Annotated in this window: 19 protein-coding genes and 1 pseudogene; 17 read left to right on the forward strand and 3 right to left on the reverse strand. The window is 52.3% G+C overall.

The features are described 5' to 3' along the window. Nucleotides 1–37: 37 nt before the first annotated feature. Nucleotides 38–1,245, reverse strand: a protein-coding gene (locus tag OGV38_RS12035) for an IS3 family transposase (protein WP_117086587.1) whose coding sequence is annotated in 2 segments (ribosomal slippage) — nt 38–924 and nt 924–1,245 — 1,209 coding nt in all. Because the reading frame shifts where the segments join, the coding sequence is not laid out codon by codon here. A 164-nt stretch (nt 1,246–1,409) separates the two neighbouring features. Between OGV38_RS12035 and OGV38_RS12040 the strand changes: the two genes are divergently transcribed. Both OGV38_RS12040 and speB read left to right on the forward strand, forming a co-directional pair. Further along, nucleotides 1,410–2,141, forward strand: a complete 732-nt coding sequence (locus OGV38_RS12040) for a hypothetical protein (protein ID WP_101700209.1) — start codon at nt 1,410–1,412, stop codon at nt 2,139–2,141. Nucleotides 2,142–2,273: 132 nt separating this feature from the next. Next, nucleotides 2,274–3,194, forward strand: a complete 921-nt coding sequence (speB, locus tag OGV38_RS12045; protein ID WP_016154388.1) for an agmatinase — start codon at nt 2,274–2,276, stop codon at nt 3,192–3,194. Nucleotides 3,195–3,305: 111 nt separating this feature from the next. On the opposite strand, the gene loiP is transcribed toward speB, so the two are convergent. Next, nucleotides 3,306–4,064 carry a metalloprotease LoiP gene (loiP, locus tag OGV38_RS12050; RefSeq protein WP_016154387.1) on the reverse strand — a complete coding sequence of 253 codons (759 nt, stop codon included), beginning with the start codon at nt 4,062–4,064 and terminating at the stop codon, nt 3,306–3,308. A 279-nt stretch (nt 4,065–4,343) separates the two neighbouring features. Here loiP and tkt point away from each other — a divergent pair, with 279 nt between their 5' ends. The 10 genes and pseudogenes from tkt to fbaA all read left to right on the forward strand — a co-directional run bounded on the left by tkt (nt 4,344) and on the right by fbaA (nt 15,690). Beyond that, nucleotides 4,344–6,335 (forward strand): transketolase, encoded by a 1,992-nt coding sequence (tkt, locus tag OGV38_RS12055; RefSeq protein WP_016154386.1) that lies wholly within the window; start codon nt 4,344–4,346, stop codon nt 6,333–6,335. Nucleotides 6,336–6,651: 316 nt separating this feature from the next. Next, the gene (gene cmtB, locus OGV38_RS12060; RefSeq protein WP_016157436.1) at nt 6,652–7,095 is read left to right on the forward strand and encodes a PTS mannitol transporter subunit IIA; all 444 of its coding nucleotides are present in this window, start codon (nt 6,652–6,654) and stop codon (nt 7,093–7,095) included. Nucleotides 7,096–7,122: 27 nt separating this feature from the next. After that, a pseudogene (locus OGV38_RS12065) lies at nt 7,123–8,501 on the forward strand (PTS mannitol transporter subunit IIBC). A gap of 24 nt (nt 8,502–8,525) precedes the next feature. After that, complete coding sequence (locus OGV38_RS12070; protein WP_016154383.1) at nt 8,526–9,803, forward strand: zinc-binding dehydrogenase; 1,278 nt, start codon at nt 8,526–8,528, stop codon at nt 9,801–9,803. Next, on the forward strand, nt 9,800–10,771 hold the full coding sequence (gene glpX / locus OGV38_RS12075; protein ID WP_049268789.1) for a class II fructose-bisphosphatase: 972 nt from the start codon (nt 9,800–9,802) through the stop codon (nt 10,769–10,771). The genes OGV38_RS12070 and glpX overlap by 4 nt, the downstream gene beginning before the upstream one ends. Nucleotides 10,772–10,786: 15 nt before the next feature. Next, the gene (locus OGV38_RS12080) at nt 10,787–11,296 is read left to right on the forward strand and encodes an MltR family transcriptional regulator (RefSeq protein WP_016154381.1); all 510 of its coding nucleotides are present in this window, start codon (nt 10,787–10,789) and stop codon (nt 11,294–11,296) included. Then, the gene (locus tag OGV38_RS12085; protein ID WP_181635213.1) at nt 11,293–12,003 is read left to right on the forward strand and encodes a nucleoside/nucleotide kinase family protein; all 711 of its coding nucleotides are present in this window, start codon (nt 11,293–11,295) and stop codon (nt 12,001–12,003) included. Before OGV38_RS12080 ends, OGV38_RS12085 begins: the two co-directional genes overlap by 4 nt. Before the next feature lie 287 nt (nt 12,004–12,290). Next, nucleotides 12,291–13,319, forward strand: coding sequence for an erythrose-4-phosphate dehydrogenase (gene epd / locus OGV38_RS12090; protein ID WP_016154379.1), 1,029 nt, complete (start codon nt 12,291–12,293; stop codon nt 13,317–13,319). 39 nt (nt 13,320–13,358) lie between these two features. After that, complete coding sequence (pgk, locus tag OGV38_RS12095; RefSeq protein WP_003027032.1) at nt 13,359–14,522, forward strand: phosphoglycerate kinase; 1,164 nt, start codon at nt 13,359–13,361, stop codon at nt 14,520–14,522. Nucleotides 14,523–14,610: 88 nt separating this feature from the next. Continuing rightward, nucleotides 14,611–15,690 carry a class II fructose-bisphosphate aldolase gene (gene fbaA / locus OGV38_RS12100; protein WP_003027029.1) on the forward strand — a complete coding sequence of 360 codons (1,080 nt, stop codon included), beginning with the start codon at nt 14,611–14,613 and terminating at the stop codon, nt 15,688–15,690. Between the two features lie 48 nt (nt 15,691–15,738). Here the strand turns inward: fbaA and OGV38_RS12105 are convergent, their stop codons facing one another. After that, the gene (locus OGV38_RS12105) at nt 15,739–16,644 is read right to left on the reverse strand and encodes a carbamate kinase (RefSeq protein WP_016154378.1); all 906 of its coding nucleotides are present in this window, start codon (nt 16,642–16,644) and stop codon (nt 15,739–15,741) included. Between the two features lie 338 nt (nt 16,645–16,982). Between OGV38_RS12105 and OGV38_RS12110 the strand changes: the two genes are divergently transcribed. From OGV38_RS12110 to allS, 5 genes are all read left to right on the forward strand, one after another. Beyond that, nucleotides 16,983–18,206 (forward strand): MFS transporter, encoded by a 1,224-nt coding sequence (locus tag OGV38_RS12110; RefSeq protein WP_016157430.1) that lies wholly within the window; start codon nt 16,983–16,985, stop codon nt 18,204–18,206. Between the two features lie 13 nt (nt 18,207–18,219). Further along, entirely contained in the window at nt 18,220–19,881 is a 1,662-nt protein-coding gene (locus tag OGV38_RS12115) for an acyl-CoA synthetase FdrA (protein WP_247799147.1), read from the forward strand. 16 nt (nt 19,882–19,897) lie between these two features. Further along, nucleotides 19,898–21,160, forward strand: coding sequence for a YlbE family protein (locus OGV38_RS12120; protein WP_046274943.1), 1,263 nt, complete (start codon nt 19,898–19,900; stop codon nt 21,158–21,160). 110 nt (nt 21,161–21,270) lie between these two features. Then, nucleotides 21,271–22,143, forward strand: coding sequence for an oxamate carbamoyltransferase subunit AllH family protein (locus tag OGV38_RS12125; RefSeq protein WP_286473345.1), 873 nt, complete (start codon nt 21,271–21,273; stop codon nt 22,141–22,143). Continuing rightward, nucleotides 22,061–22,993 carry an HTH-type transcriptional activator AllS gene (allS, locus tag OGV38_RS12130; protein WP_286473346.1) on the forward strand — a complete coding sequence of 311 codons (933 nt, stop codon included), beginning with the start codon at nt 22,061–22,063 and terminating at the stop codon, nt 22,991–22,993. Before OGV38_RS12125 ends, allS begins: the two co-directional genes overlap by 83 nt. Nucleotides 22,994–22,999: the final 6 nt, after the last annotated feature.

Below are 22,999 nucleotides of genomic sequence, written 5' to 3' on the forward strand. Positions count from 1 at the left end.
TGATCTTGACCCTCCATCTCCGAACAGCTTTTGTATCTTAAGTTAACGATGTCCGCTGCCGCCGGTATTCCCTCGGGGAGTGATATCCCAGCGCGCTGTGCGGGTGGTTTTCATTGTAATGCGTGAACGCTACTGCAAGGTTTCGCAGTGCTGTTCTCACATCCGGTTTTGGCATGAACGCGATATAGTCTTCTTTCATCGTTTTCACGAACCGTTCGGCCATGCCATTACTCTGCGGGCTGCTCACCGCTGTTGTGCAGGGCTCCAGATTCAGCTCTCTCGCGAACCTCCGCGTTTCATACGCGGTATACGCTGAACCGTTATCCGTCAGCCACTGCACCGCTGTGTCGGGCAACCTGTCGCCGAAGCGCTTTTCCACCGACCTCAGCATCACATCCTGCACGGTCGAACTGTCATAGCCTCCCGTGCTTGCTGCCCAGTCTATGGCCTCACGGTCGCAGCAGTCCAGCGCGAACGTTACCCGCAGTTTTTCGCCGTTGTCGCAGCCGAACTCGAAGCCATCTGAACACCAGCGCATATCGCTTTCTGCCACCGCTATCTTGCCCTTATGTTCACGCTTCGGTCGCTCTGGTTTGTGATGCAACAACAACAGGTTATGCTCACGCATTATCCTGTAAAGCCGTTTGGCATTCACAGGTAGCTGTCCCTCTGTGCGACGTTGCTTGCGCAGGATGCCCCACACGCGTCGATAACCATAACTCGGCATATCGCTGATAATGTTGAGGATAGCCGACAGTATTTCTGCGTCTGCTTCTTCATTACGCCGGTTACAGCGCCTGTCCTGCCAGTCGGCAGAACGGTTAATCCGCAGTGACAGTTGCGCACGCGACACGCCCATGGTCCGGCAGACCATGGCTATTCCCCGTCCTTTGGCAACAAGGGCGCGTGCGCTATCCATTTTCGCGACTGACCGTACTCCACGGCTTCTTTCAGGATCTCAACTTCCATCGTCTTCTTGCCCAGAAGGCGCTGAAGCTCCCGGACCTGCTTCAGAGCAGCAGTAAGCTCAGAAGCAGGAACGACTTCCTCTCCAGCCGCAACGGCGGTGAGGCTGCCTTCCTGATATTGCTTCTTCCACTTAAACAGCAGGCTGGGCTGGATACCATGCAGGCGGGCGACATGGGAGACATTCATACCCGGCTCCATCGTCTGCTGGATAATGGCGATCTTCTCCTGAGGAGTTTTACGTTTACGGACTTCTTGCCCTAACAGGATCCCGGTCATCTCAAAATTGGCGTTAGTGTTAGACATATATTCAAGCCTATCTCTTATCTGGAGATACAGCTACTGTCCGGTGTTTCAGGGGGCTACATCACAACTCTTTCTTTTATCTTTTTAGAACTCTACTGTTGCCGATGTAATAACTCGGAAACAGAAAAGGAATCGAGATGAAGGGATTTAAGTGGAACGTATTTTTTGCCGTAATTTTTTTACTTGCTGGTGGCTGTTCGGTGCCCGCATATTATAGCAGTGCACCTTCGCCAGGCGTGGGAACGGCCTGGGGCGGCGACGTGCACTCAACGGTAACGGGCGTATCTGTAGAACGTGCGGAGCGCGACCCTGCCGAAGTCATATTAATAAATTATTCTGCAAAGTATTCGACGGGTTACGATAGAGTATACAGCATACGCATTAGTGATTTGGAATATGCTGTTCGCGATGCTAATTTTAATTCTATCCCTATTACCCGTCTTTACAACTCTTCTGTTGGGCAATGGCAATATAGTCTTCCAGCCAGGGTGGGGACAAATTATCAATTGTATGTGCGCAATCACAGTCGAGATACGAACTATGAAATCGTCGCGACTGTAGATGGGCTTGATGTACTTAACGGCAAACCTGGTTCGCTGAATAACAGCGGTTATATTGTTAATGCGGGAGATTCGCTGGCAATCAAAGGGTTCAGAAAAGATAAGTATACTGAAGCCGAATTTCGGTTTTCTGATGCTTCAAACTCCTACGCCGCTAACTCTGCGCAGGGTGACAAGCGCAACATCGGAGTGATTGGTTTCGCCGCATTTGCTTTGCAGGGCCTGGTCGTTAAAACGCTCCCGCCTTGCTCTGCGCAGGCATTCCCGGCGGACAGTAATGGTTATGCCCCGCCGCCATGTCGTCAATAAAAGCGCTGCTTGAAGCGGGGAAGTTTTAAGGCGATAATTACACAAAATCTGTTTTAAAAAATCTAACCCTTCCTCGTCGGGCCTAACGACGCGGAAGGGTTTTTTTATACCGACGAATATGAGGTTTTTGCCATGAGCACCTTAGGTCATCAATACGACAACTCCCTGGTTTCTAACGCCTTTGGTTTTTTGCGTCTGCCGATGAACTTCATGCCGTACGACAGCGACGCCGATTGGGTGATCACCGGCGTACCGTTTGATATGGCAACGTCTGGCCGCGCGGGCGGTCGTCATGGTCCGGCTGCGATCCGTCAGGTTTCCACTAACCTGGCGTGGGAACACAATCGCTTCCCGTGGGACTTCGATATGCGCGAGCGCCTGAACGTGGTGGACTGCGGCGATCTGGTTTATGCGTTCGGTGATGCCCGTGAAATGAGTGAAAAACTGCAGGCGCATGCTGAGAAGTTGCTTTCTGCTGGTAAGCGCATGCTCTCTTTCGGCGGTGACCACTTCGTCACGCTGCCGCTCCTGCGCGCGCACGCTAAACACTTTGGTAAAATGGCGCTGGTGCACTTTGATGCCCACACCGACACCTACGCTAACGGCTGTGAATTCGACCACGGTACCATGTTCTACACTGCGCCGAACGAAGGTCTGATCGATCCGAATCACTCTGTGCAGATCGGTATTCGTACCGAGTTCGACAAAGATAACGGCTTTACCGTGCTGGATGCTTGCCAGGTGAACGATCGCGGCGTAGATGACATCATCGCCCAGGTTAAGCAGATTGTTGGTGATATGCCGGTGTATCTGACCTTTGATATCGACTGCCTCGATCCGGCGTTTGCTCCAGGAACCGGTACGCCCGTGATCGGCGGTCTGACTTCCGATCGCGCGATCAAGCTGGTACGTGGTCTGAAAGATCTGAATATCGTCGGGATGGATGTGGTGGAAGTGGCTCCGGCCTACGATCAGTCAGAGATCACCGCGCTGGCGGCGGCTACGCTGGCACTGGAAATGCTGTATATCCAGGCGGCGAAGAAAGGCGAATAACGGGTTTCGGACTATTTTGCCGGATGTCGCTGACGCTAGTCCGGCCTACATTATTGCTGAATTTGTAGGCCGGATAAGGCGCTCACGCCGCCATCCGGCACTGTTCGTGGATTATTTTATCCCGTCTGCGCTCATGCGATCGCGAATGTGTTGCGCACGTTCTGCAGATGCCGGGTGATCGTCAAACATTGAGCTTTGGCGTCCTGCTTCCAGTTTAGCCAGTTTCTCAAAGCTGGTGGCCAGTCCTGCCGGATTGATCCCACGTTTGCGCAACAAATCATACGAGTAATCATCTGCTTCGGATTCCTGACGCTGGGAGAACTGCGAGTTCACCAGTTTCTCGCCAAGATCGCCCAATTGCGACTGCGACAGGCTGCCGACAATGCCGCCAGCGGAAGCCGCTGCTGCACGTACGGCGTTAGTGCCCAGCGCGACCTGCATGCCTTTTTTCACGTGACCCAGCGCGACGTGGCCCATTTCGTGGCCGATCACCGCTTCGACTTCGTTATCGGTCATCATGTCCATCAGGCCGCTGTACACGCGGATACAACCGTTCGCCATGGCAAAGGCATTCACATCTTTCGCCATATAGACTTTGTAGTTCACCGGCTGGCCGTTAATGTTGTCGCCAAGCGCGGCGGCGATTTTGCCAAGACGCGTTGCGTACTCGCTGCTGGCAGGGGCGATAGTAGCCTTGCTGTCCATATCTTTACAGGCCTGATCGCTCAGCGCTTTTACCTGAGTATCGCTCAGACTATAGGCCTGAAAAGCCTCTGCGCCAGAAGAAAGCAGTCCGTTTGAGTCCATGTTCTGGCAGCCGGTCAATGCCGCCGCCATGCTCGTAGCAAGCAGTAAAGCGCGAATTTTCATTTTTTCTCTTCCGCACAAAGTCAGGATTATTCTAAAAAATGCGTCGTTTGCAGGTAAACCGACGCTCGGCCTAAGTATAAAGAAAAGAACATTCAGCGGGCGAGAAGATTGCGCAACTTGCGCGCATGATCCAGAGATTTCTGAAGCGGTAAAAGGATGCTCCATGTACATGACACGCGGCTTGGGTTACATTGTTGGCACTTTTTTCCGGCGTAGCCCAAAACGCGCTGTCGTCAAGTCGTTAAGGGCTCAGCCTTCATTATCCGATCTGGAGTCAAAATGTCCTCACGTAAAGAGCTTGCCAATGCTATTCGTGCGCTGAGCATGGACGCAGTACAGAAAGCCAAATCCGGTCACCCGGGTGCCCCGATGGGTATGGCTGACATTGCCGAAGTCCTGTGGCGTGATTTCCTGAACCACAACCCGACTAACCCGTCCTGGGCTGACCGTGACCGCTTCGTGCTGTCCAACGGCCACGGCTCCATGCTGATTTACAGCCTGCTGCACCTCACCGGCTACGATCTGCCGATGTCTGAGCTGCAGAACTTCCGTCAGTTGCATTCCAAAACGCCGGGTCACCCGGAAGTGGGTTACACCGCGGGTGTTGAAACCACTACCGGTCCTCTGGGTCAGGGCATTGCGAATGCTGTGGGTATGGCTATCGCCGAAAAAACGCTGGCGGCGCAGTTTAACCGTCCTGGTCACGACATCGTTGACCACTTCACCTATGCTTTCATGGGTGACGGCTGCATGATGGAAGGTATCTCTCACGAGGTATGTTCCCTGGCCGGTACGCTGAAGCTGGGTAAACTGGTAGCGTTCTACGATGACAACGGCATCTCTATCGATGGCCACGTTGAAGGCTGGTTCACCGATGACACCGCTAAGCGTTTCGAAGCTTACGGCTGGCACGTGGTTCGTGGCGTTGATGGTCACGATGCTGACGCGATTAAGCGCGCAGTTGAAGAAGCTCGCGCTGTGACCGACAAACCGTCCCTGCTGATGTGCAAAACCATCATCGGTTTCGGTTCCCCGAATAAAGCCGGTACCCACGACTCTCACGGTGCGCCGCTGGGTGATGCAGAAATCGCACTGACCCGCGAACAGCTGGGCTGGAAATACGCGCCGTTTGAAATTCCGTCTGAAATCTACGCGCAGTGGGATGCGAAAGAAGCAGGCCAGGCAAAAGAAGCTGCATGGAACGAGAAGTTCGCTGCTTATGCGAAAGCCTTCCCGCAGGAAGCCGCTGAATTCACCCGTCGTATGAAAGGTGAAATGCCGTCTGACTTCGACGCAAAAGCGAACGAGTTCATCGCTAAGCTGCAGGCTAACCCGGCGAAAATCGCCAGCCGTAAAGCGTCTCAGAACGCGATTGAAGCGTTTGGTCCTCTGCTGCCTGAATTCCTCGGTGGCTCCGCTGACCTGGCACCAAGTAACCTGACTCTGTGGTCTGGTTCTAAAGCTATCAACGAAGATACTGCCGGTAACTACATCCATTACGGTGTACGTGAATTCGGTATGACCGCTATCGCTAACGGTATCTCCCTGCACGGTGGCTTCCTGCCGTACACCTCCACCTTCCTGATGTTTGTGGAATATGCCCGTAACGCGGTGCGTATGGCTGCGCTGATGAAACAGCGTCAGGTGATGGTCTATACCCACGACTCCATCGGTCTGGGCGAAGATGGCCCGACTCACCAGCCGGTAGAGCAGGTAGCTTCGCTGCGTGTGACCCCGAACATGAGCACCTGGCGTCCGTGTGACCAGGTTGAATCTGCCGTTGCATGGAAATACGGTGTAGAGCGTCAGGACGGTCCGACCGCGCTGATCCTCTCCCGCCAGAACCTGGCACAGCAGGAACGTACCGAAGAGCAGCTGGCGAACATCGCGCGCGGTGGTTACGTGCTGAAAGATTGCGCCGGTCAGCCGGAACTGATCTTCATCGCTACCGGTTCTGAAGTTGAGCTGGCTGTGGCTGCCTGGGACAAACTGACCGCTGAAGGCGTTAAAGCGCGCGTGGTTTCCATGCCGTCTACCGACGCGTTCGACAAACAGGATGCCGCTTATCGCGAGTCCGTACTGCCGAAAGCTGTTTCCGCACGTGTTGCAGTGGAAGCGGGTATCGCAGACTACTGGTTCAAATACGTGGGCCTGAACGGCGCTATCGTTGGTATGACTACCTTTGGTGAGTCTGCACCGGCTGAGCTGCTGTTTGAAGAGTTTGGCTTCACTGTCGACAACGTTGTCGCGAAAGCAAAAGAACTGCTGTAATTTTGATTACAGGTGAAAACGGGTCGCTTATGCGGCCCGTTTTTTTAAAGTAAGTAAATTTATTTGATCGTGCGCAACCTGAAAATGTAGATTTGCATCACAAATATGATATTTAGTGATGTTTTATATTTGCAGCTTGAATCACATTATTGCTGTTGATTTTTATATTTCTTTTCTCAATTCATTGTTTTTAAAGGCATCACCAAAAAACATTCTGCGCTGTATGTAGTTTTCTCCTCGATTGATTTCATTTTGCCGTGCGCGTATTTTATTTTTAACGCTAACTCGAACCCTAAAAATAAAATAAGGAAAATGTATGCGGCTGATTGATTACTTTCCCGAATCATCTATCTCAATAAAAAATTCAGCAAAGAACTGGCAGGAGGCAATTGACTTTTCTATGTCATCCTTACTTGCCAATCATTATGTCAATTCAGATTATATTCAGGCCATTAAAGACTCAACGATTAACAATGGTCCTTATTATATTTTAGCGCCAGGCGTCGCCATGCCGCACGCTCGACCGGAGTGTGGCGCGTTAAAAACCGGTATGTCATTAACGCTTCTCAAACAGGAAGTGAAATTTGCCGAAGATGATGAAGGTATCAGATTGTTAATCGGATTGTCGGCGGCTAATGCTGATTCACACATTGGCGCTATTCAGGCCTTAAGCGAATTATTATGTGAAGAGGAAGCACTAACCGCTTTGTTAGCGGCTAAATCAGAAAAACAATTGGCGGATATTATCGCTCAAGCATAATTAACGGTTTCCTTTCAGGACATTATTATGGAAAACAAGTCTGCTCGTGCCAAAGTCCAGGCTTTTGGTGGGTTTTTGACTGCAATGGTCATTCCCAACATCGGTGCGTTTATTGCCTGGGGTTTTATTACCGCATTATTTATTCCTACCGGTTGGATGCCGAATGAGCATTTCGCCAAAATTGTCGGTCCGATGATTACCTATTTACTGCCCGTCATGATTGGCTCCACTGGGGGCATCTGGTTGGCGGGAAACGCGGTGCGGTAATGGGGGGCATTGGTTCTATTGGCGTTATTGTGGGCGCGGATATCCCGATGTTCCTTGGCGCGATGGTAATGGGGCCGCTTGGCGGTTGGGTGATTAAGCATATCGACCGTCTGCTGGAAAAACGCATTCCTGCAGGCTTCGAGATGGTTATCAATAATTTCTCTCTTGGTATCGCGGGAATGCTCTTATGCTTGCTGGGGTTTGAAGTTATCGGCCCGGCGGTTCTCATTGCCAATAATTTCGTGAAGGAGTGTATTGAAGCGTTGGTTCATGCGGGCTATCTGCCGTTGCTATCCGTAATCAATGAGCCGGCAAAAATCCTCTTTCTGAACAATGCCATCGATCAGGGGGTGTATTATCCGCTGGGGATGCAGCAAGCTTCTGAAACGGGAAAATCAATTTTCTTCATGGTGGCATCTAACCCAGGGCCGGGATTAGGTTTGTTACTCGGCTTTGCTATCTTTGGCAAAGGGATGAGTAAAAAGTCTGCACCAGGCGCCATGATTATCCACTTCCTCGGTGGTATTCATGAACTGTATTTCCCGTATGTGCTGATGAAGCCTCTGACCCTGATCGCGATGATTGCCGGGGGAATGACCGGGACGTGGGTATTCCACCTGCTGGACGGTGGGTTAGTTGCGGGGCCAAGCCCAGGATCTATATTCGCCTATCTGGCATTAACGCCGAAAGGTTCTTTCCTCGCGACCATTGCAGGAGTCACCGCGGGAACCGTTGTTACTTTTGTTATTACCTCTGTCATCCTGAAAATGGAAAAGAACGTTGAAACAGAAAGTGAAGATGACTTTGCTGAATCAGCCAGAACCGTCAAAGCGATGAAGCAGGAAGGGAAATTCTCTTATAAAAACATTAAACGTGTCGCTTTTGTCTGTGATGCAGGAATGGGTTCCAGTGCTATGGGGGCAACCACGTTTCGTAAGCGTCTGGAGAAAGCGGGATTGAATATTACTGTGACGCATTATGCTATCGAAAACGTTCCGCAAGATGCCGATATTATTGTCACCCATGCCAGTCTTGAAGGTCGTGTTAAACGTGTAAGTGAAAAGCCATTAGTGCTGATTAAGAACTATATTGGTGACCCATTGTTGGATGATTTATTTAAACGCATTACTGCGAACTAGCCTTCTTCTATTTTTGGAGTGAATATGAAAACGAAAGTTGCTGCCATATATGGCAAGCAGGATATTCGTATCCGCGAATTTGAACTGCCTGCAATTACAGATAATGAATTGTTAGTAAGCGTAATATCCGATAGCGTTTGTTTGTCCACCTGGAAAGCAGCAGCATTGGGGAGCGATCATAAACGCGTACCGGACGATCTGGAAAATCATCCGGTTATTACCGGACATGAATGTGCAGGTATTATTGTTGAGGTGGGAAAAAACCTGACGGATAAATATAAGAAAGGTCAGCGTTTTGTGTTGCAACCCGCGATGGGATTGCCAAGTGGATATTCAGCAGGATACAGCTATGAATATTTTGGCGGCAATGCGACATATATGATTATCCCGGAAGTGGCGATTAACCTGGGATGCGTTTTGCCTTACCACGGCTCTTATTTTGCCGCCGCCTCATTGGCAGAACCGATGTGCTGTATTATTGGCGCGTATAACGCGAATTTTCACACCACGCCTTACGTTTATGAGCATCGCATGGGGATTAAGCCAGGGGGGAACATTGCGCTTCTGGCCTGCGCCGGGCCGATGGGTATTGGTGCAATAGATTATGCCATTAACGGGAATATTCAGCCGTCGCGGGTGGTGGTGGTCGACATTGACGAAGCACGACTGGCTCAGGCTAAAAAACTGTTGCCCGTTGAGCTGGCGGCAGAAAAGGGGATTGAGCTCATCTATGTGAATACTACTGGCATGGATTCTCCGACAGCGATGCTGCGAGCGTTAACTCATGACGCAGGTTTTGATGATGTCTTTGTGTATGCGGCAGTGCCTGCAGTTGTTGAGATGGCTGATGATTTACTCGCGGAAGATGGTTGCCTGAATTTTTTTGCCGGCCCTACGGACAGTAACTTCAAAGTGCCGTTTAATTTTTATAACGTGCACTACAACAGCACTCACGTTGTCGGGACATCCGGTGGTTCAACGGATGATATGAAAGAGGCCATTGCGCTCAGTGCAACTGGCCAACTGCAACCGTCGTTTATGGTGACGCACATTGGCGGCCTTGATGCAGTTCCGGAAACTGTATTGAATTTACCGGCGATCCCCGGCGGTAAGAAGCTGATATATAACGGCGTTACCATGCCACTAACTGCCATTGCTGATTTTGCCGAGAAAGGGAAAACTGACCCATTATTCAAAGAACTGGCGCTACTGGTGGAGGAGACGCACGGTATCTGGAATGAAAAGGCAGAAAAATACCTTTTGGCACACTTTGGCGTTGATATCGGGGAGGCGGCGATATGATGTCGCTGGCATGGCCGCTATTTCGTATCACGGAGCAGGCTGCACTGGCAGCCTGGCCGCAAACCGGGTGCGGCGATAAAAACAAGATTGATGGTCTGGCTGTGACGGCAATGCGGGAAGCATTGAACAGTATTGCCATTCGCGGACGCATCGTTATTGGCGAAGGGGAGATTGATCAAGCCCCGATGCTGTGGATTGGTGAGGAAGTGGGAACCGGCACCGGACCTGAGGTAGATATCGCCGTTGATCCTATCGAAGGAACCCGAATGGTGGCTATGGGGCAAAGCAATGCGCTGGCCGTCATGGCGTTTGCCCCTCGCGGTAGTTTGTTACACGCCCCTGATATGTACATGAAAAAACTGGTTGTTAATCGGTTTGCGAAAGGGGCGATTAATCTGGCGCTGCCGTTGGCAGATAATCTGCGTAATGTGGCAGAGGCGTTGGGTAAACCGCTGGAGCGACTGCGGATGGTAACGCTGGATAAACCGCGCCTTCAACCAGCGATTGCCGAGGCAACACGGCTTGGCGTCAAGGTCTTTGCTCTGCCCGACGGCGACGTGGCCGCCAGCGTGCTGGCCTGTATGCAGGAGAATCCTTATGATCTGATGTATACCATTGGCGGCGCGCCTGAGGGGGTTATTTCAGCCTGTGCGGTTAAAGCGCTGGGGGGCGATATGCAGGCTGAACTGATTGATTTTTGCGAAGCGAAAGGAAACAACGCAGATAATCGTCTGATTGCGGCACAGGAACATCAGCGCTGCGCGGAAATGGGCGTTGCGATCAACCGGATCTATGCGCTGGACGAACTGGTAGGGGGAAATAAGATCCTCTTCAGCGCGACAGGGGTCACGGGCGGCGATCTTGTGAAAGGGATCCAACAGGTTGCGAATGGTGTGCGCACGCAAACTTTACTGATCGGCGGCGCGGATCGAACGTGTAATATAATAGACTCTCTGCATTCATGGTGATTTATCGAGAAACGAATGACGACGCTGACAGAAGACGATGTGCTTGAGCAGCTGGATGCTCAAAATAATTTACTCTCGTTTATGACGACGGCACATAACATTTTGCTCCAGGGCATTAAGCGCTTTCTACCGTCGCTGTTCGTTAATAACGATGAAGAGATCGTGGAATATGCAGTGAAGCCGTTACTCGCCCAGAGTGGACCGCTTGACGATATCGACGTTGCGTTACGTCTGATTTATGCGTTGGGAAAAATGGATAAATGGCTTTATGCCGACATCACCCATTTCTCTCAGTTTTATCAGTACCTGAACGAGCAGGATAATATCCCCGGTTTTGCCGATGACATTACCTGGGATTTTGTCAGCAACGTGAACAGTATCACCCGCAACGCAACGCTCTACGGTGCGCTGGAGTCGATGAAATTTGCCGACTTTGCTGCGTGGTCCGAAGTGCGCTTTAGCGCAATGGTCAAGACGGCAATGACGCTGGCAGTGACGGCGATTTTAAAGGAATTAACGCCGTGAAAATCAAACTAACGGTGAATGGGTTACAGGTTGAAGCACATTACCGTGATGATGAGATAGAGAACGTCCACAAACCGTTATTACAACAGCTGGCAAAAATACACGCCACTCACCCGCAGCGACGAACGATCGTTTTTCTCAGCGCACCGCCTGGTACGGGTAAATCGACGCTGACCACCTTCTGGGAATATCTCTCCCGTCAGGATCCTGGCCTGCCGGAGATCCAGACGCTGCCGATGGATGGCTTCCATCACTACAACACCTGGCTGGATGCTCATAACCTGCGAGCATACAAAGGTGCGCCGGAAACCTTTGATGTGGATAAACTTGCACAGAATCTACGTCTGATAAGGGAAGGGGAGGGCTCCTGGCCACAGTACGACCGGCAAAAACACGATCCGGTAGAAGCGGCCATAACAGTGACCGCGCCGATTGTGATTGTGGAAGGTAACTGGTTATTACGCGATGATGAAAGGTGGCGGGCGTTAGCTGAGTTTTGTGATTACTCGCTGTTTATTCGTGCTCCTGCCAACGCGCTCCGTACACGACTGGTAGGCCGTAAACTGGCGGGCGGACTATCACAAGCTGACGCTGAGGCGTTTTATGAGCGTACCGACGGACCGAATGTTCATCGGGTACTGGAAGCAAGTCTGCCTGGTGACCTGACGCTGGAGATGCTGGAATCTGGTGAATATCGGATTGCGTGAAGGCCAATTATTCCTGTTAAGCCGTAATGATTATTACGGTTTACTGGAATAATTTCCCCCGGTCTCAGCGGGAAAAATGTGATGTACGTCAGGTAACTGTTTTCTTTGGCTGGACAATCATTCCTTTTATTCCGCGTTTCGCTTATTCTAGCTGAAGCGTTTCAGTCGATTAAATGTTCGACAATTAACCAATTAGTCGCAGTTTGCGACAGGTAAGGTTTCCCTGAGCGATTTGCTGCATTACTCTGTCTGCCACATCGTTTCTGAGAAATCCTTGCAGGAGACCTATGACCGTACGCGTAGCGATTAATGGTTTCGGTCGCATCGGACGCAACGTGGTTCGTGCTTTGTATGAATCCGGGCGTCGGGCGGAAATCACCGTGGTGGCAATCAACGAACTGGCGGATGCTGCAGGCATGGCGCATTTGTTGAAATATGACACCAGCCATGGACGTTTTGCCTGGGATGTTCGTCAGGAACGTGACCAGCTCATCGTTGGCGATGACGCGATCCGCATTCTGCATGAGCGAACGCTCGATGCGCTTCCCTGGCGCGAACTGAGTGTCGACGTTGTGCTGGATTGTACGGGGGTCTTCGGCAACCGCGAACACGGCGAGGCGCATATTGCCGCTGGTGCAAAAAAAGTGCTCTTTTCACATCCTGGTAGTCACGACATCGACGCAACCGTTGTGTATGGCGTTAATCAGGATCAGCTGCGCGCTGAACACCGGATCGTTTCCAACGCCTCCTGCACCACGAATTGCATAATACCCGTCATTAAATTGCTGGATGATGCTTACGGCATTGAGTCTGGTACCGTCACCACGATCCACTCCGCGATGCACGATCAGCAGGTTATTGATGCCTATCATCCTGACCTGCGTCGCACGCGAGCGGCCAGCCAGTCTATTATTCCGGTTGATACCAAACTGGCGGCGGGCATCACGCGAATTTTCCCGCAGTTTAACGATCGTTTTGAAGCGATTGCGGTGCGTGTACCGACCATAAATGTGACGGCGATCGACTTAAGCGTGACGGTGAAAAAACCAGTAAAAGCCAGTGAAGTCAACCAGTTGCTGCAAAAAGCAGCACAAGGTGCATTTCATGGTATAGTTGACTATACGGAATTACCGTTGGTCTCTGTAGATTTTAACCACGACCCGCACAGCGCCATCGTTGATGGTACGCAAACGCGCGTGAGTGGCGCTCACCTGATCAAAACGCTGGTCTGGTGTGATAATGAATGGGGCTTTGCTAACCGTATGCTCGACACAACGTTAGCGATGGCTGCTATTGGTTTCAGGCTCGACGCTTGAGCGTCGACAAAACTTTATGAATCAACGAGAGGATTCACCATGTCTGTAATTAAGATGACCGATCTGGATCTGGCTGGTAAACGCGTTTTTATCCGTGCGGACCTGAACGTACCAGTTAAAGAAGGGAAAGTAACCAGCGATGCGCGTATCCGTGCTTCCCTGCCGACCATCGAACTGGCCCTGAAACAGGGTGCTAAAGTGATGGTAACTTCCCACCTGGGTCGTCCTACCGAAGGCGAGTACAACGAAGAATTCTCTCTGCTGCCGGTTGTTAACTACCTGAAAGACAAACTGTCTGCTCCGGTTCGCCTGGTAAAAGATTACCTGGACGGCGTTGAAGTCGCTGCCGGTGAACTGGTTGTTCTGGAAAACGTTCGCTTCAACAAAGGCGAGAAGAAAGACGACGAAGCACTGTCCAAAAAATACGCTGCGCTGTGTGACGTATTCGTAATGGACGCTTTCGGTACCGCTCACCGTGCGCAGGCTTCTACCCACGGTATCGGTAAATTCGCCGACGTAGCTTGCGCTGGTCCGCTGCTGGCTGCTGAGCTGGATGCGCTGGGTAAAGCGCTGAAAGAACCTGCTCGTCCGATGGTGGCTATCGTTGGTGGTTCTAAAGTTTCTACCAAACTGACCGTTCTGGACTCTCTGTCAAAAATCGCTGACCAGCTGATCGTTGGTGGTGGTATCGCGAACACCTTCGTTGCTGCTCAAGGCCACAACGTCGGCAAATCCCTGTACGAAGCTGACCTGGTTGATGAAGCTAAGCGTCTGCTGACGACTTGCGATATCCCGGTCCCGACTGACGTTCGCGTAGCGACTGAATTCTCTGAAACTGCACCGGCTACGCTTAAATCCGTTAGCGATGTAAAAGAAGACGAGCAGATCCTGGATATCGGCGACGCTTCTGCACAGCAGCTGGCTGACATTCTGAAGAATGCGAAAACCATTCTGTGGAACGGCCCGGTTGGCGTGTTCGAATTCCCGAACTTCCGCAAAGGTACTGAAATCGTTGCTAATGCTATCGCAGACAGCGAAGCATTCTCTATCGCAGGCGGCGGTGACACCCTGGCAGCAATCGACCTGTTCGGCATTGCTGACAAAATCTCCTACATCTCTACTGGCGGCGGCGCATTCCTCGAATTCGTGGAAGGCAAAGTACTGCCAGCAGTAGCCATGCTCGAAGAGCGTGCTAAAAAGTAAGACATTGATGGGCAGGGAAACCTGCCCAATTATTAGCGCGCTGTCGAGCGCGCCCCCTTTCCAAGGCCGAAGATACAGGACTCGCAACATGTCTAAAATTTTTGATTTCGTAAAACCAGGCGTAATCACTGGTGATGACGTACAGAAAGTTTTCCAGGTAGCTAAAGAAAACAACTTTGCTCTGCCAGCTGTTAACTGCGTTGGTACCGACTCCATCAACGCCGTTCTGGAAACCGCTGCAAAAGTTAAAGCGCCGGTAATCGTCCAGTTCTCCAACGGTGGTGCTTCTTTCATCGCGGGTAAAGGCGTGAAGTCTGACGTTCCTCAGGGCGCTGCAATCCTGGGTGCTATCTCTGGTGCGCATCACGTTCACCAGATGGCTGAACACTATGGTGTTCCGGTTATCCTGCACACTGACCACTGCGCGAAGAAACTGCTGCCGTGGATCGACGGTCTGCTGGACGCGGGTGAAAAACACTTCGCAGCAACAGGCAAACCGCTGTTCTCTTCTCACATGATCGACCTGTCTGAAGAGTCTCTGGAAGAGAACATCGAAATCTGCTCCAAATACCTGGCGCGCATGTCCAAAATGGGCATGACTCTGGAAATCGAACTGGGTTGCACCGGTGGTGAAGAAGACGGCGTGGACAACAGCCACATGGACGCTTCTGCACTGTACACCCAACCGGAAGACGTTGACTACGCATACACCGAGCTGAGCAAAATCAGCCCGCGTTTCACCATCGCAGCGTCCTTCGGTAACGTACACGGCGTTTACAAGCCGGGTAACGTAGTTCTGACCCCGACCATCCTGCGCGACTCTCAGGACTATGTTTCTAAGAAACATAACCTGCCGCATAACAGCCTGAACTTCGTCTTCCACGGTGGTTCCGGTTCTACTGCTCAGGAAATCAAAGACTCCGTAAGCTACGGCGTAGTGAAAATGAACATCGACACCGATACCCAATGGGCTACCTGGGAAGGCGTTCTGAACTACTACAAAGCAAACGAAGCTTACCTGCAGGGTCAGTTGGGCAACCCGAAAGGCGAAGATCAGCCGAACAAGAAATACTACGATCCGCGCGTATGGCTGCGTGCTGGTCAGGCAACCATGATCACCCGTCTGGAACAGGCTTTCAAAGAACTGAACGCGGTTGACGTTCTGTAATTCCGTCTGCGGACAGTAAAAATGGCTTCCTTTGGGAAGCCATTTTTTTTACTGCATAACGCAGGTTCCTTTTTCACCCGCCAGGACCTGTGGCGCATCCTTCAGGGCGCCGATAAATGCTGCGTTTCCGGTCTGTTTGACAAACTGTATCACCGCCGCCGCTTTCGGGCCCATTGCACCGTCAGGCGCGGCAAACGGCGCCAGCTCTTCTGGTGTGACATGTCGTAGCGCACGCGCCTGGGGGGTTCCCCAGTTTTCATACACGGCATCGGCGTCCGTCAGGATCAGCAGGTGGTCAGCGTTAATGGATTGCGCCAGCACGGCAGCGGTCAAATCCTTATCAATGACGGCTTCGGTTCCCTGATAGCCATCGCCTTGCGCAATGACCGGAATACCACCACCGCCACAGCAAATCACCATGTGTCCCGCATCCATCAACGTGCAGATGGCATCACTGTCGAGAATTTTTAGCGGTGTCGGGGAGGGAACCACGCGGCGAATATATTGCCCATCCGCTTTCATCTGCCAGCCATAGCGTTCTTCCAGCTCTGTCTGTTGATCCGGCTGGTAGACGGGGCCGATATATTTACCGGGGGTTGAGAAAGCGTCATCCTGCGGATCGACCTCAACGCGGGTCATCAGCGTCGTCACGGGCGCGTTACCTGTGGATGACGCCAGCGCCTGGGCAATGGCAAAACCGATCATCCCCTGACTTTCCGCAACCAGAATGTCCAGCGGCCAGGCCGGGGACTCTTTGTAAGCCGCGTTCTGTAGCGCCAGCAGACCAACCTGAGGACCGTTGCCATGAACAATGACCAGTTGATAATCACGGGCTAATTCGGATGCCATTTCGGCAAATACCTGAATACTACGCTGCTGGTTTTCTGCACTCAAAATTTCTCCGCGCTGTAATAAGGCATTGCCGCCAAGCGCAATGACAATCTTCTTTTTCATTAATGACCTCATTGTGAAAAATATCTCGTGGTCAACATAGCGTTTTATCGCTTTTATTATGTGATAAGGTCGACAACTCAAATACCTGTAAAAATATCTCGATAATTAATGATGTTTTCTGTCTCTTTATTTAAATTGCTTTGAAAGTGATTATTAGACTTTTTTTAATAATGTTGCGGCCAGTTCCCAGAAATTTATAACAATGGATTTTGTGTGATTTTATTCAAATGAAATGAATTTTTACCCCGATATGGTAGACGCAGTTAAAACATCAAACCTCACGTATTCTGTCAGATAACATGAGGTATTCAGCGGTAATGATTACCGGGAGATTAATTATGTCTGGTTCATATGAAGTGGCTGAGGCCACAAAGAAAAGAGGAATACCGGCCTGGTGGGTCACCGTTTTTCTGTTCTGGCTGGGATGGATTTTTATGTATGCCGACCGCACGGTGCTCAATCCGGTGATGGGCGAATTAGAAAAAGAATTTGGCTTAAGCGGCACACAATTGGGTATTCTTAATTCTGTGTTCTATTTTTCTTACGCATTACTTCAGGTACCTGCCGGAATTCTGGGTGACAAAATTGGTAAGAAAAAGGTGCTGGTTCCGGGGTTTATTCTTTTTGGTGTTTTCACCGCGGTAACCGGCTGGGCAAAAAGTTGGTACACCCTGCTGTTTGCCCGCGTGGTGACGGGGGCGGGTGAAGGAACCTATTATGGTCCGCAATACGGTCTTTCCTCTGAGCAGATCCCGAAGAAGTACCGCTCTCTTGGCAGCGCAATCATCAACAGCGGTATGGCTTTTGGTATTGCGCTGGGGCTGATGACCTCAAGCTGGCTGGTATACGATCAGGGATATTCATGGCGGATGCCATTCTATGCGATGGCGGTTCCATCCGTGCTGGTTGGGGTGGCTATCTGGCTATTTGTGAAAGAGAAGAAACGTACTGCCGACGCCGATGGCGCGCCGGTTAAAAAGGGTAAATTCAGCGATCTGCTGAAAAACCGTAATTTAATTATCACCTATATTATGGTGTTCTGTAGCCTGTTCGGTTTCTTCGTTATCCTGACCTGGCTTCCCTATTATCTGCAAAATGAACGGGGTATCGCTGGCAGCGAAACCGGATTTATCTCTTCGCTGGTGGCCTGGATTTCCATTCCTGGGGCGCTGCTATTCTCCAGCCTGTCTGACAAATTAGGCAAGCGTAAACCTTTAATTATGTTCCTGGTGCCGGTCGCGATTATCAGCATGTTGTCAATTATTTGGATGCCGAATATGACAGGTGTTATCACTGCGCTGTGTGTCTATGGTCTGGTGGGTAAACTGGCGCTGGATCCGGTACTGGTTGCCCTGGTAGCCGACAGCGTGGATGAAAATAATTACAGCACCGCATTTGGCTTATTTAATTTTATTGGCATGAGTTCATCCATTCTGGCACCGATTATTGCCGGGGCTGCACGTGATATGACCGGAAGCCTGGCTTCCAGTTTCTATGTTTCAGCCGTACTACTGGCTATTGGTTTATTCGCAATGCTGTTTTTAAAAGAACAACGCACATAAAGAGGTAGCGGTAATGATTTACGCCTTTATTAAAAAGGGAAGTTTTCAGGATTCCGTCAGCCTGATGATCATTTCCCGAAAACTCAGTGAGCGCCCGGAAGTTGATCAGGTTTCGGTCATGATGGGAACACCAGCCAATAAATCGATGCTGGATTCCACAGGGTTCTGGCACGACGACTTTGCCGATGCCACGCCAAATGATATTTGTGTGGCGGTCAGAACCGAAGGTGAGCAGCCTGAGATCCTGGATTTGATTCGTGAGCAACTGGAGAAAGAGTTAAGCGCGATCGCCAACGCGTCGGGGAGTTCACATCAACTGGTGAAAGCTCGCCGCTTCGAAAGCGCGTGCCAGAAATTACCTCAGGCCAATCTTCTGCTGGTCTCCGTCGCCGGAGAATATGCCGCATCTGTTGCCAGAGAGGGGTTGCAGGCCAATAAAAACGTCATGTTGTTTTCCGATAACGTACCGCTGGAGCAGGAAGTTGAGCTGAAAACCATGGCACGCGAGCGCGGGCTGATCGTCATGGGGCCAGACTGCGGTACGGCGATGATTGCCGGAAGCCCATTAGCTTTTGCCAACGTCCTGCCTGAAGGCGGGATTGGCGTGATTGGCGCGTCAGGCACCGGTATTCAGGAAATTACCTCGCAGATTGCGCTGCATCAGCAGGGCATTAGCCATGCGATTGGCCTGGGGGGACGTGACCTGAGCGCTGACGTGGGCGGTATCAGCGCATTGACCGCGCTGGAGATGCTGGCTGCGGATGATGCCACGCGGGTAATGGCTTTTGTCTCCAAGCCGCCGTCTCCGCAGGTGCGAACCCGCATTATTGCTGCGATGCAAAAGGTGGGGAAACCGGTTGTCGCGCTGTTTCTGGGCAGCAAGCCGGAGCAGCGTCGCGAAGGAAACGTCTGGCTGGCGAATTCACTTTCTGATGCCGCGCGGCTGGCGGTGCTGCTGATGCGCGTGGCGCAGCAGAGACGGGCTCAGCCGGAAGTGGCAGGCAAAGGGATTTACGGCCTGTATGCCGGGGGGACGCTGGCCGCGGAAGCCGCCATGCTGCTCTCAGCGGGGCTGGGGGTTCCCGTGAGTGAAAGCCACGACCAGGGCGTGATGCTGGACGCCGGTGGTCATCGTATTGTCGACCTCGGGGACGACAGCTACACCCTGGGCAGACCGCATCCGATGATTGACCCAACCACCCGCAGCATTGAAATCGAAAAACTGGCCGCGTTTCCGGATGTCGGGGTACTGCTGCTGGATGTCGTACTGGGCTATGGCGCCTGCGCCGATCCAGCGGGGGCGGTTGTTGAGGCGGTAGATCAAGTGCGCGCCAAACGCACTGCGCCGCTGGTGGTGATTGCTACTCTGACCGGAACCGAGGGCGATCCGCAGGGCCGCAGCGAGCAGGAAGAGAAACTCCGTGAAGCCGGGGTTGCCGTGGTAGAAACCCTCGAAGAGGCGGTACTGCTCGCCGTTAGCCTGACGCATCACCAGAATCACAATATTCCACAGACGCATAGCGCGCTTCTTGCGGGCGTACAGGTTATCAACGCCGGATTGCGCAGCTTCGCGCTGGATCTGCAAAGTAGCGGTACGCCGGTTGTGCATTATCAGTGGGCGCCTGTTGCCGGTGGCAACGCCCGTCTTGCCAACTTACTCAAACAGTTACATTAAGTTCAGAGGTACGGATATGTATTCATCTATTGCACAGGCCAACGAAGCCATTATCGAACGAATTAAAGCTGCACGCCCCCACTGGGTTGCCGTGCGTCCTGCAAAAGAAGCGGTGGCCGAATTATCTTCTGGACGCAAATTACTGCACGCTGGTCCGCCGATTGCCTGGGGAGAGATGACAGGCCCAATGCGCGGAGCCTGTATTGGCGCATCGCTGTTTGAAGGCTGGGCGGTCACGGAGGAAGATGCCCTGCGGATGCTGGAGCAGGGAGAGGTCGAGTTTATTCCTTGCCACCACGTTGGCGCGGTCGGTCCGATGGGTGGTATTACGTCCGCCAATATGCCGGTGCTGGTCGTGCGTGATATCGTCCACGGCAATCAGGCCTGCTGCAACCTCAATGAGGGGATCGGCAAAGTGATGCGCTTTGGCGCTTACGGCGATGACGTGCAGAAACGTCTGCGCTGGATGCGTGATACGCTGGCGCCGGTATTGCAGGAAGCGCTCTCGCAGATGGAAAACGGCGTCGATCTGACGGCACTGATGGCGCAGGCTATCACGATGGGCGATGAGTTCCACCAACGTAATATTGCGGCCTCTTCTCTGCTGCTACGCACGCTTTCTCCGGTGATTGCCGGACTGGCGCGTCCGAAGGCGGAAATCATTGAGGTGTTGCAATTCCTGAGCGTCACCGACCAGTTCTTCCTTAACCTGGCAATGGCCTACAGTAAAGCCGTTATGGATGCGTCGGCGGAAATTAAAGCAGGTTCTGTGGTGACCGCCATGACGCGTAACGGCCGTGATTTCGGTATTCGCGTGAGCGGCACAGGCGATCGTTGGTTTACCGCGCCGGTGAACACGCCGCAGGGGCTGTTCTTTACCGGCTATAGCCAGACTGATGCCAATCCGGATATCGGCGACAGTGCCATCACGGAAACGCTGGGGATTGGCGGTGCTGCGATGATCGCCGCACCGGGCGTAACGCGCTTCGTTGGCGCGGGTGGCATGGGGGCTGCGCTGGAGACATCGGAAGAGATGGCGGAGATCTATCTTGCCAACAATCCGCTGTTCCAGATCCCGTCATGGGATTTCAAAGGGGCATGTCTGGGGCTGGATATCCGTCGCGTCGTGGAAACGGGGATTACGCCGCTGATTAACACCGGTATTGCTCACAAGGATGCGGGGATCGGCCAGGTGGGGGCGGGCACCGTTCGCGCACCGCTGCTCTGTTTTGAAAAAGCGCTTGAAGCGCTGGCGGAACTGCATCACATCACGGCATAACAACGTCGCCGGAAGGCGACGCAGTTGCGTTTTATCCGGCCTGCGAATGAGTTCATTCCGTAGGCCGGCTCGGGCGCTCTCCCTGCCATCCAGTGTCCTGGAGTGTATCGATGGTGACGATTAAGGCATTAGCCAGCGCGGGTTTTTATCGACTTCCCGATGGCGAATGGAGGTTGCACAGCCGCTTCTCGCAGGCGATTAATTTTTGCCGTCCTGACGGCGAGCTGTTGACGCTGTTTCGCTACGGAAAGGGGATGGGACCGACGGGCATGCTGCTGAGCACCACACAGTTTTCCCGCGTGGCGCATATTGAACGACTTATCAAACAGGGGAGCATCCTGCGGGTACAGGGTATAGCGCTTTGCTCGCGTCGCACACTCCGGATGTCGCTGGATCCTGCCGTACTTGCCCCTGTCGATCTCTCTTTTTGCACTCAACACAGTGGTCTTTCCGGAGCGCTGAATCAGCCACTCAATACGATGTTGCACTACCCTGAAATCATTGAGCAACTTGAGTGCTGGCATCGTGGCGTGACGCCTGACTGGCGCTGGCTGATCGGATACGGCCCAGGACTGACGCCCAGCGGCGATGATATGCTGACGGGGATGCTGGCTGTGCTGTATGCTGCGGGGCTTTCTGCCAAATTGCGCTATTTTTTACCCCCGACGGAGCAACTTGTGCCGCTCACCACGTCAGTAAGCTGTAGCTATCTGAACAGCGCCAGAGTGGGCGAATTTTCAACGCCGCTACAGAAGGTGATGCGTGGTTTACAGTCCGGACGCGATCCGCATTCTGCAATCAGACGCCTGCTTGCTGTCGGGCACTCCTCGGGGGCGGACATATTGCTGGGAATCGCGATAGCGCAACGGTGGTTACAGGTGGTCGACTCAAGGGGAACGCATGCTCGATCAGGAAACAATACGCACTTTTATTCGGGTTGCACAGACGGAGAGTTTTTCCCGCGCGGCCAGCTCCCTGCATAAAACGCCCGCGGCGATTAGCTATCGCATTAAAACGCTGGAAGAGCAGGTGGGGACGCTGCTCTTTTTACGTACAACCCGCTCCGTCAGTCTGACACTGGCTGGACAACATCTGCTTGAGCATTGTCGACAGTGGCTTAACTGGCTGGATGCAATGCCGGACGAGCTTCAGCAGATCAACGCGGGCGTTGAACGGCAGGTGAACATCGTTATCAACAATCTGCTGTACCAGCCGCAGACCACGGCAGATTTACTGACCTGGCTGCACCAACAATTTCCCTTCACCCGATTTCAAATTTCCCGACAGGTCTATATGGGCGTGTGGGATTCGCTACTGTATGACGATTTCCAATTGGCGATTGGCGTCACCGGATCGGAATCGCTCTCCAATAATATCTCTCTGTTGCCGCTGGGAGATATCAGTTGGCGGTTTGTGGTAGCGCAAAATCACCCGCTGGCCAGCCATCCAGTGCCGGTACTGTCAGACGATATGCTGCGCCGCTATCCGGCTATCAATATTGAAGATACCTCGCGTACGCTTACGCGCCGCGTCGCCTGGCTGCTTAGCGGACAAAAGGAGATCAAAGTGCCGGATCTCAGCACTAAGCTGGCCTGTCATTTAAGCGGGCTTGGCGTCGGCTTTTTACCCGAGCGGATGTGTCGTCCTTATGTTGAATCCGGGGCACTGGTTGCCCGTGAGGTGATTAATCCGCGCCAGCCATCGCCGCTCTCGATTGCCTGGAAGAATGCGGGCAGCGGAAAGGTGGTCAGTGAAATTGCGGACATTTTTAAGCAAAAAGATTCGCTGGTGAGTGGGTTCCTGCGGATGGTCGATCGACCGGCGGAGAACTGAGTTTAC

It is taken from the genome of Citrobacter sp. Cb080, assembly GCF_030334745.1.
GTDB lineage: Bacteria > Pseudomonadota > Gammaproteobacteria > Enterobacterales > Enterobacteriaceae > Citrobacter > Citrobacter braakii.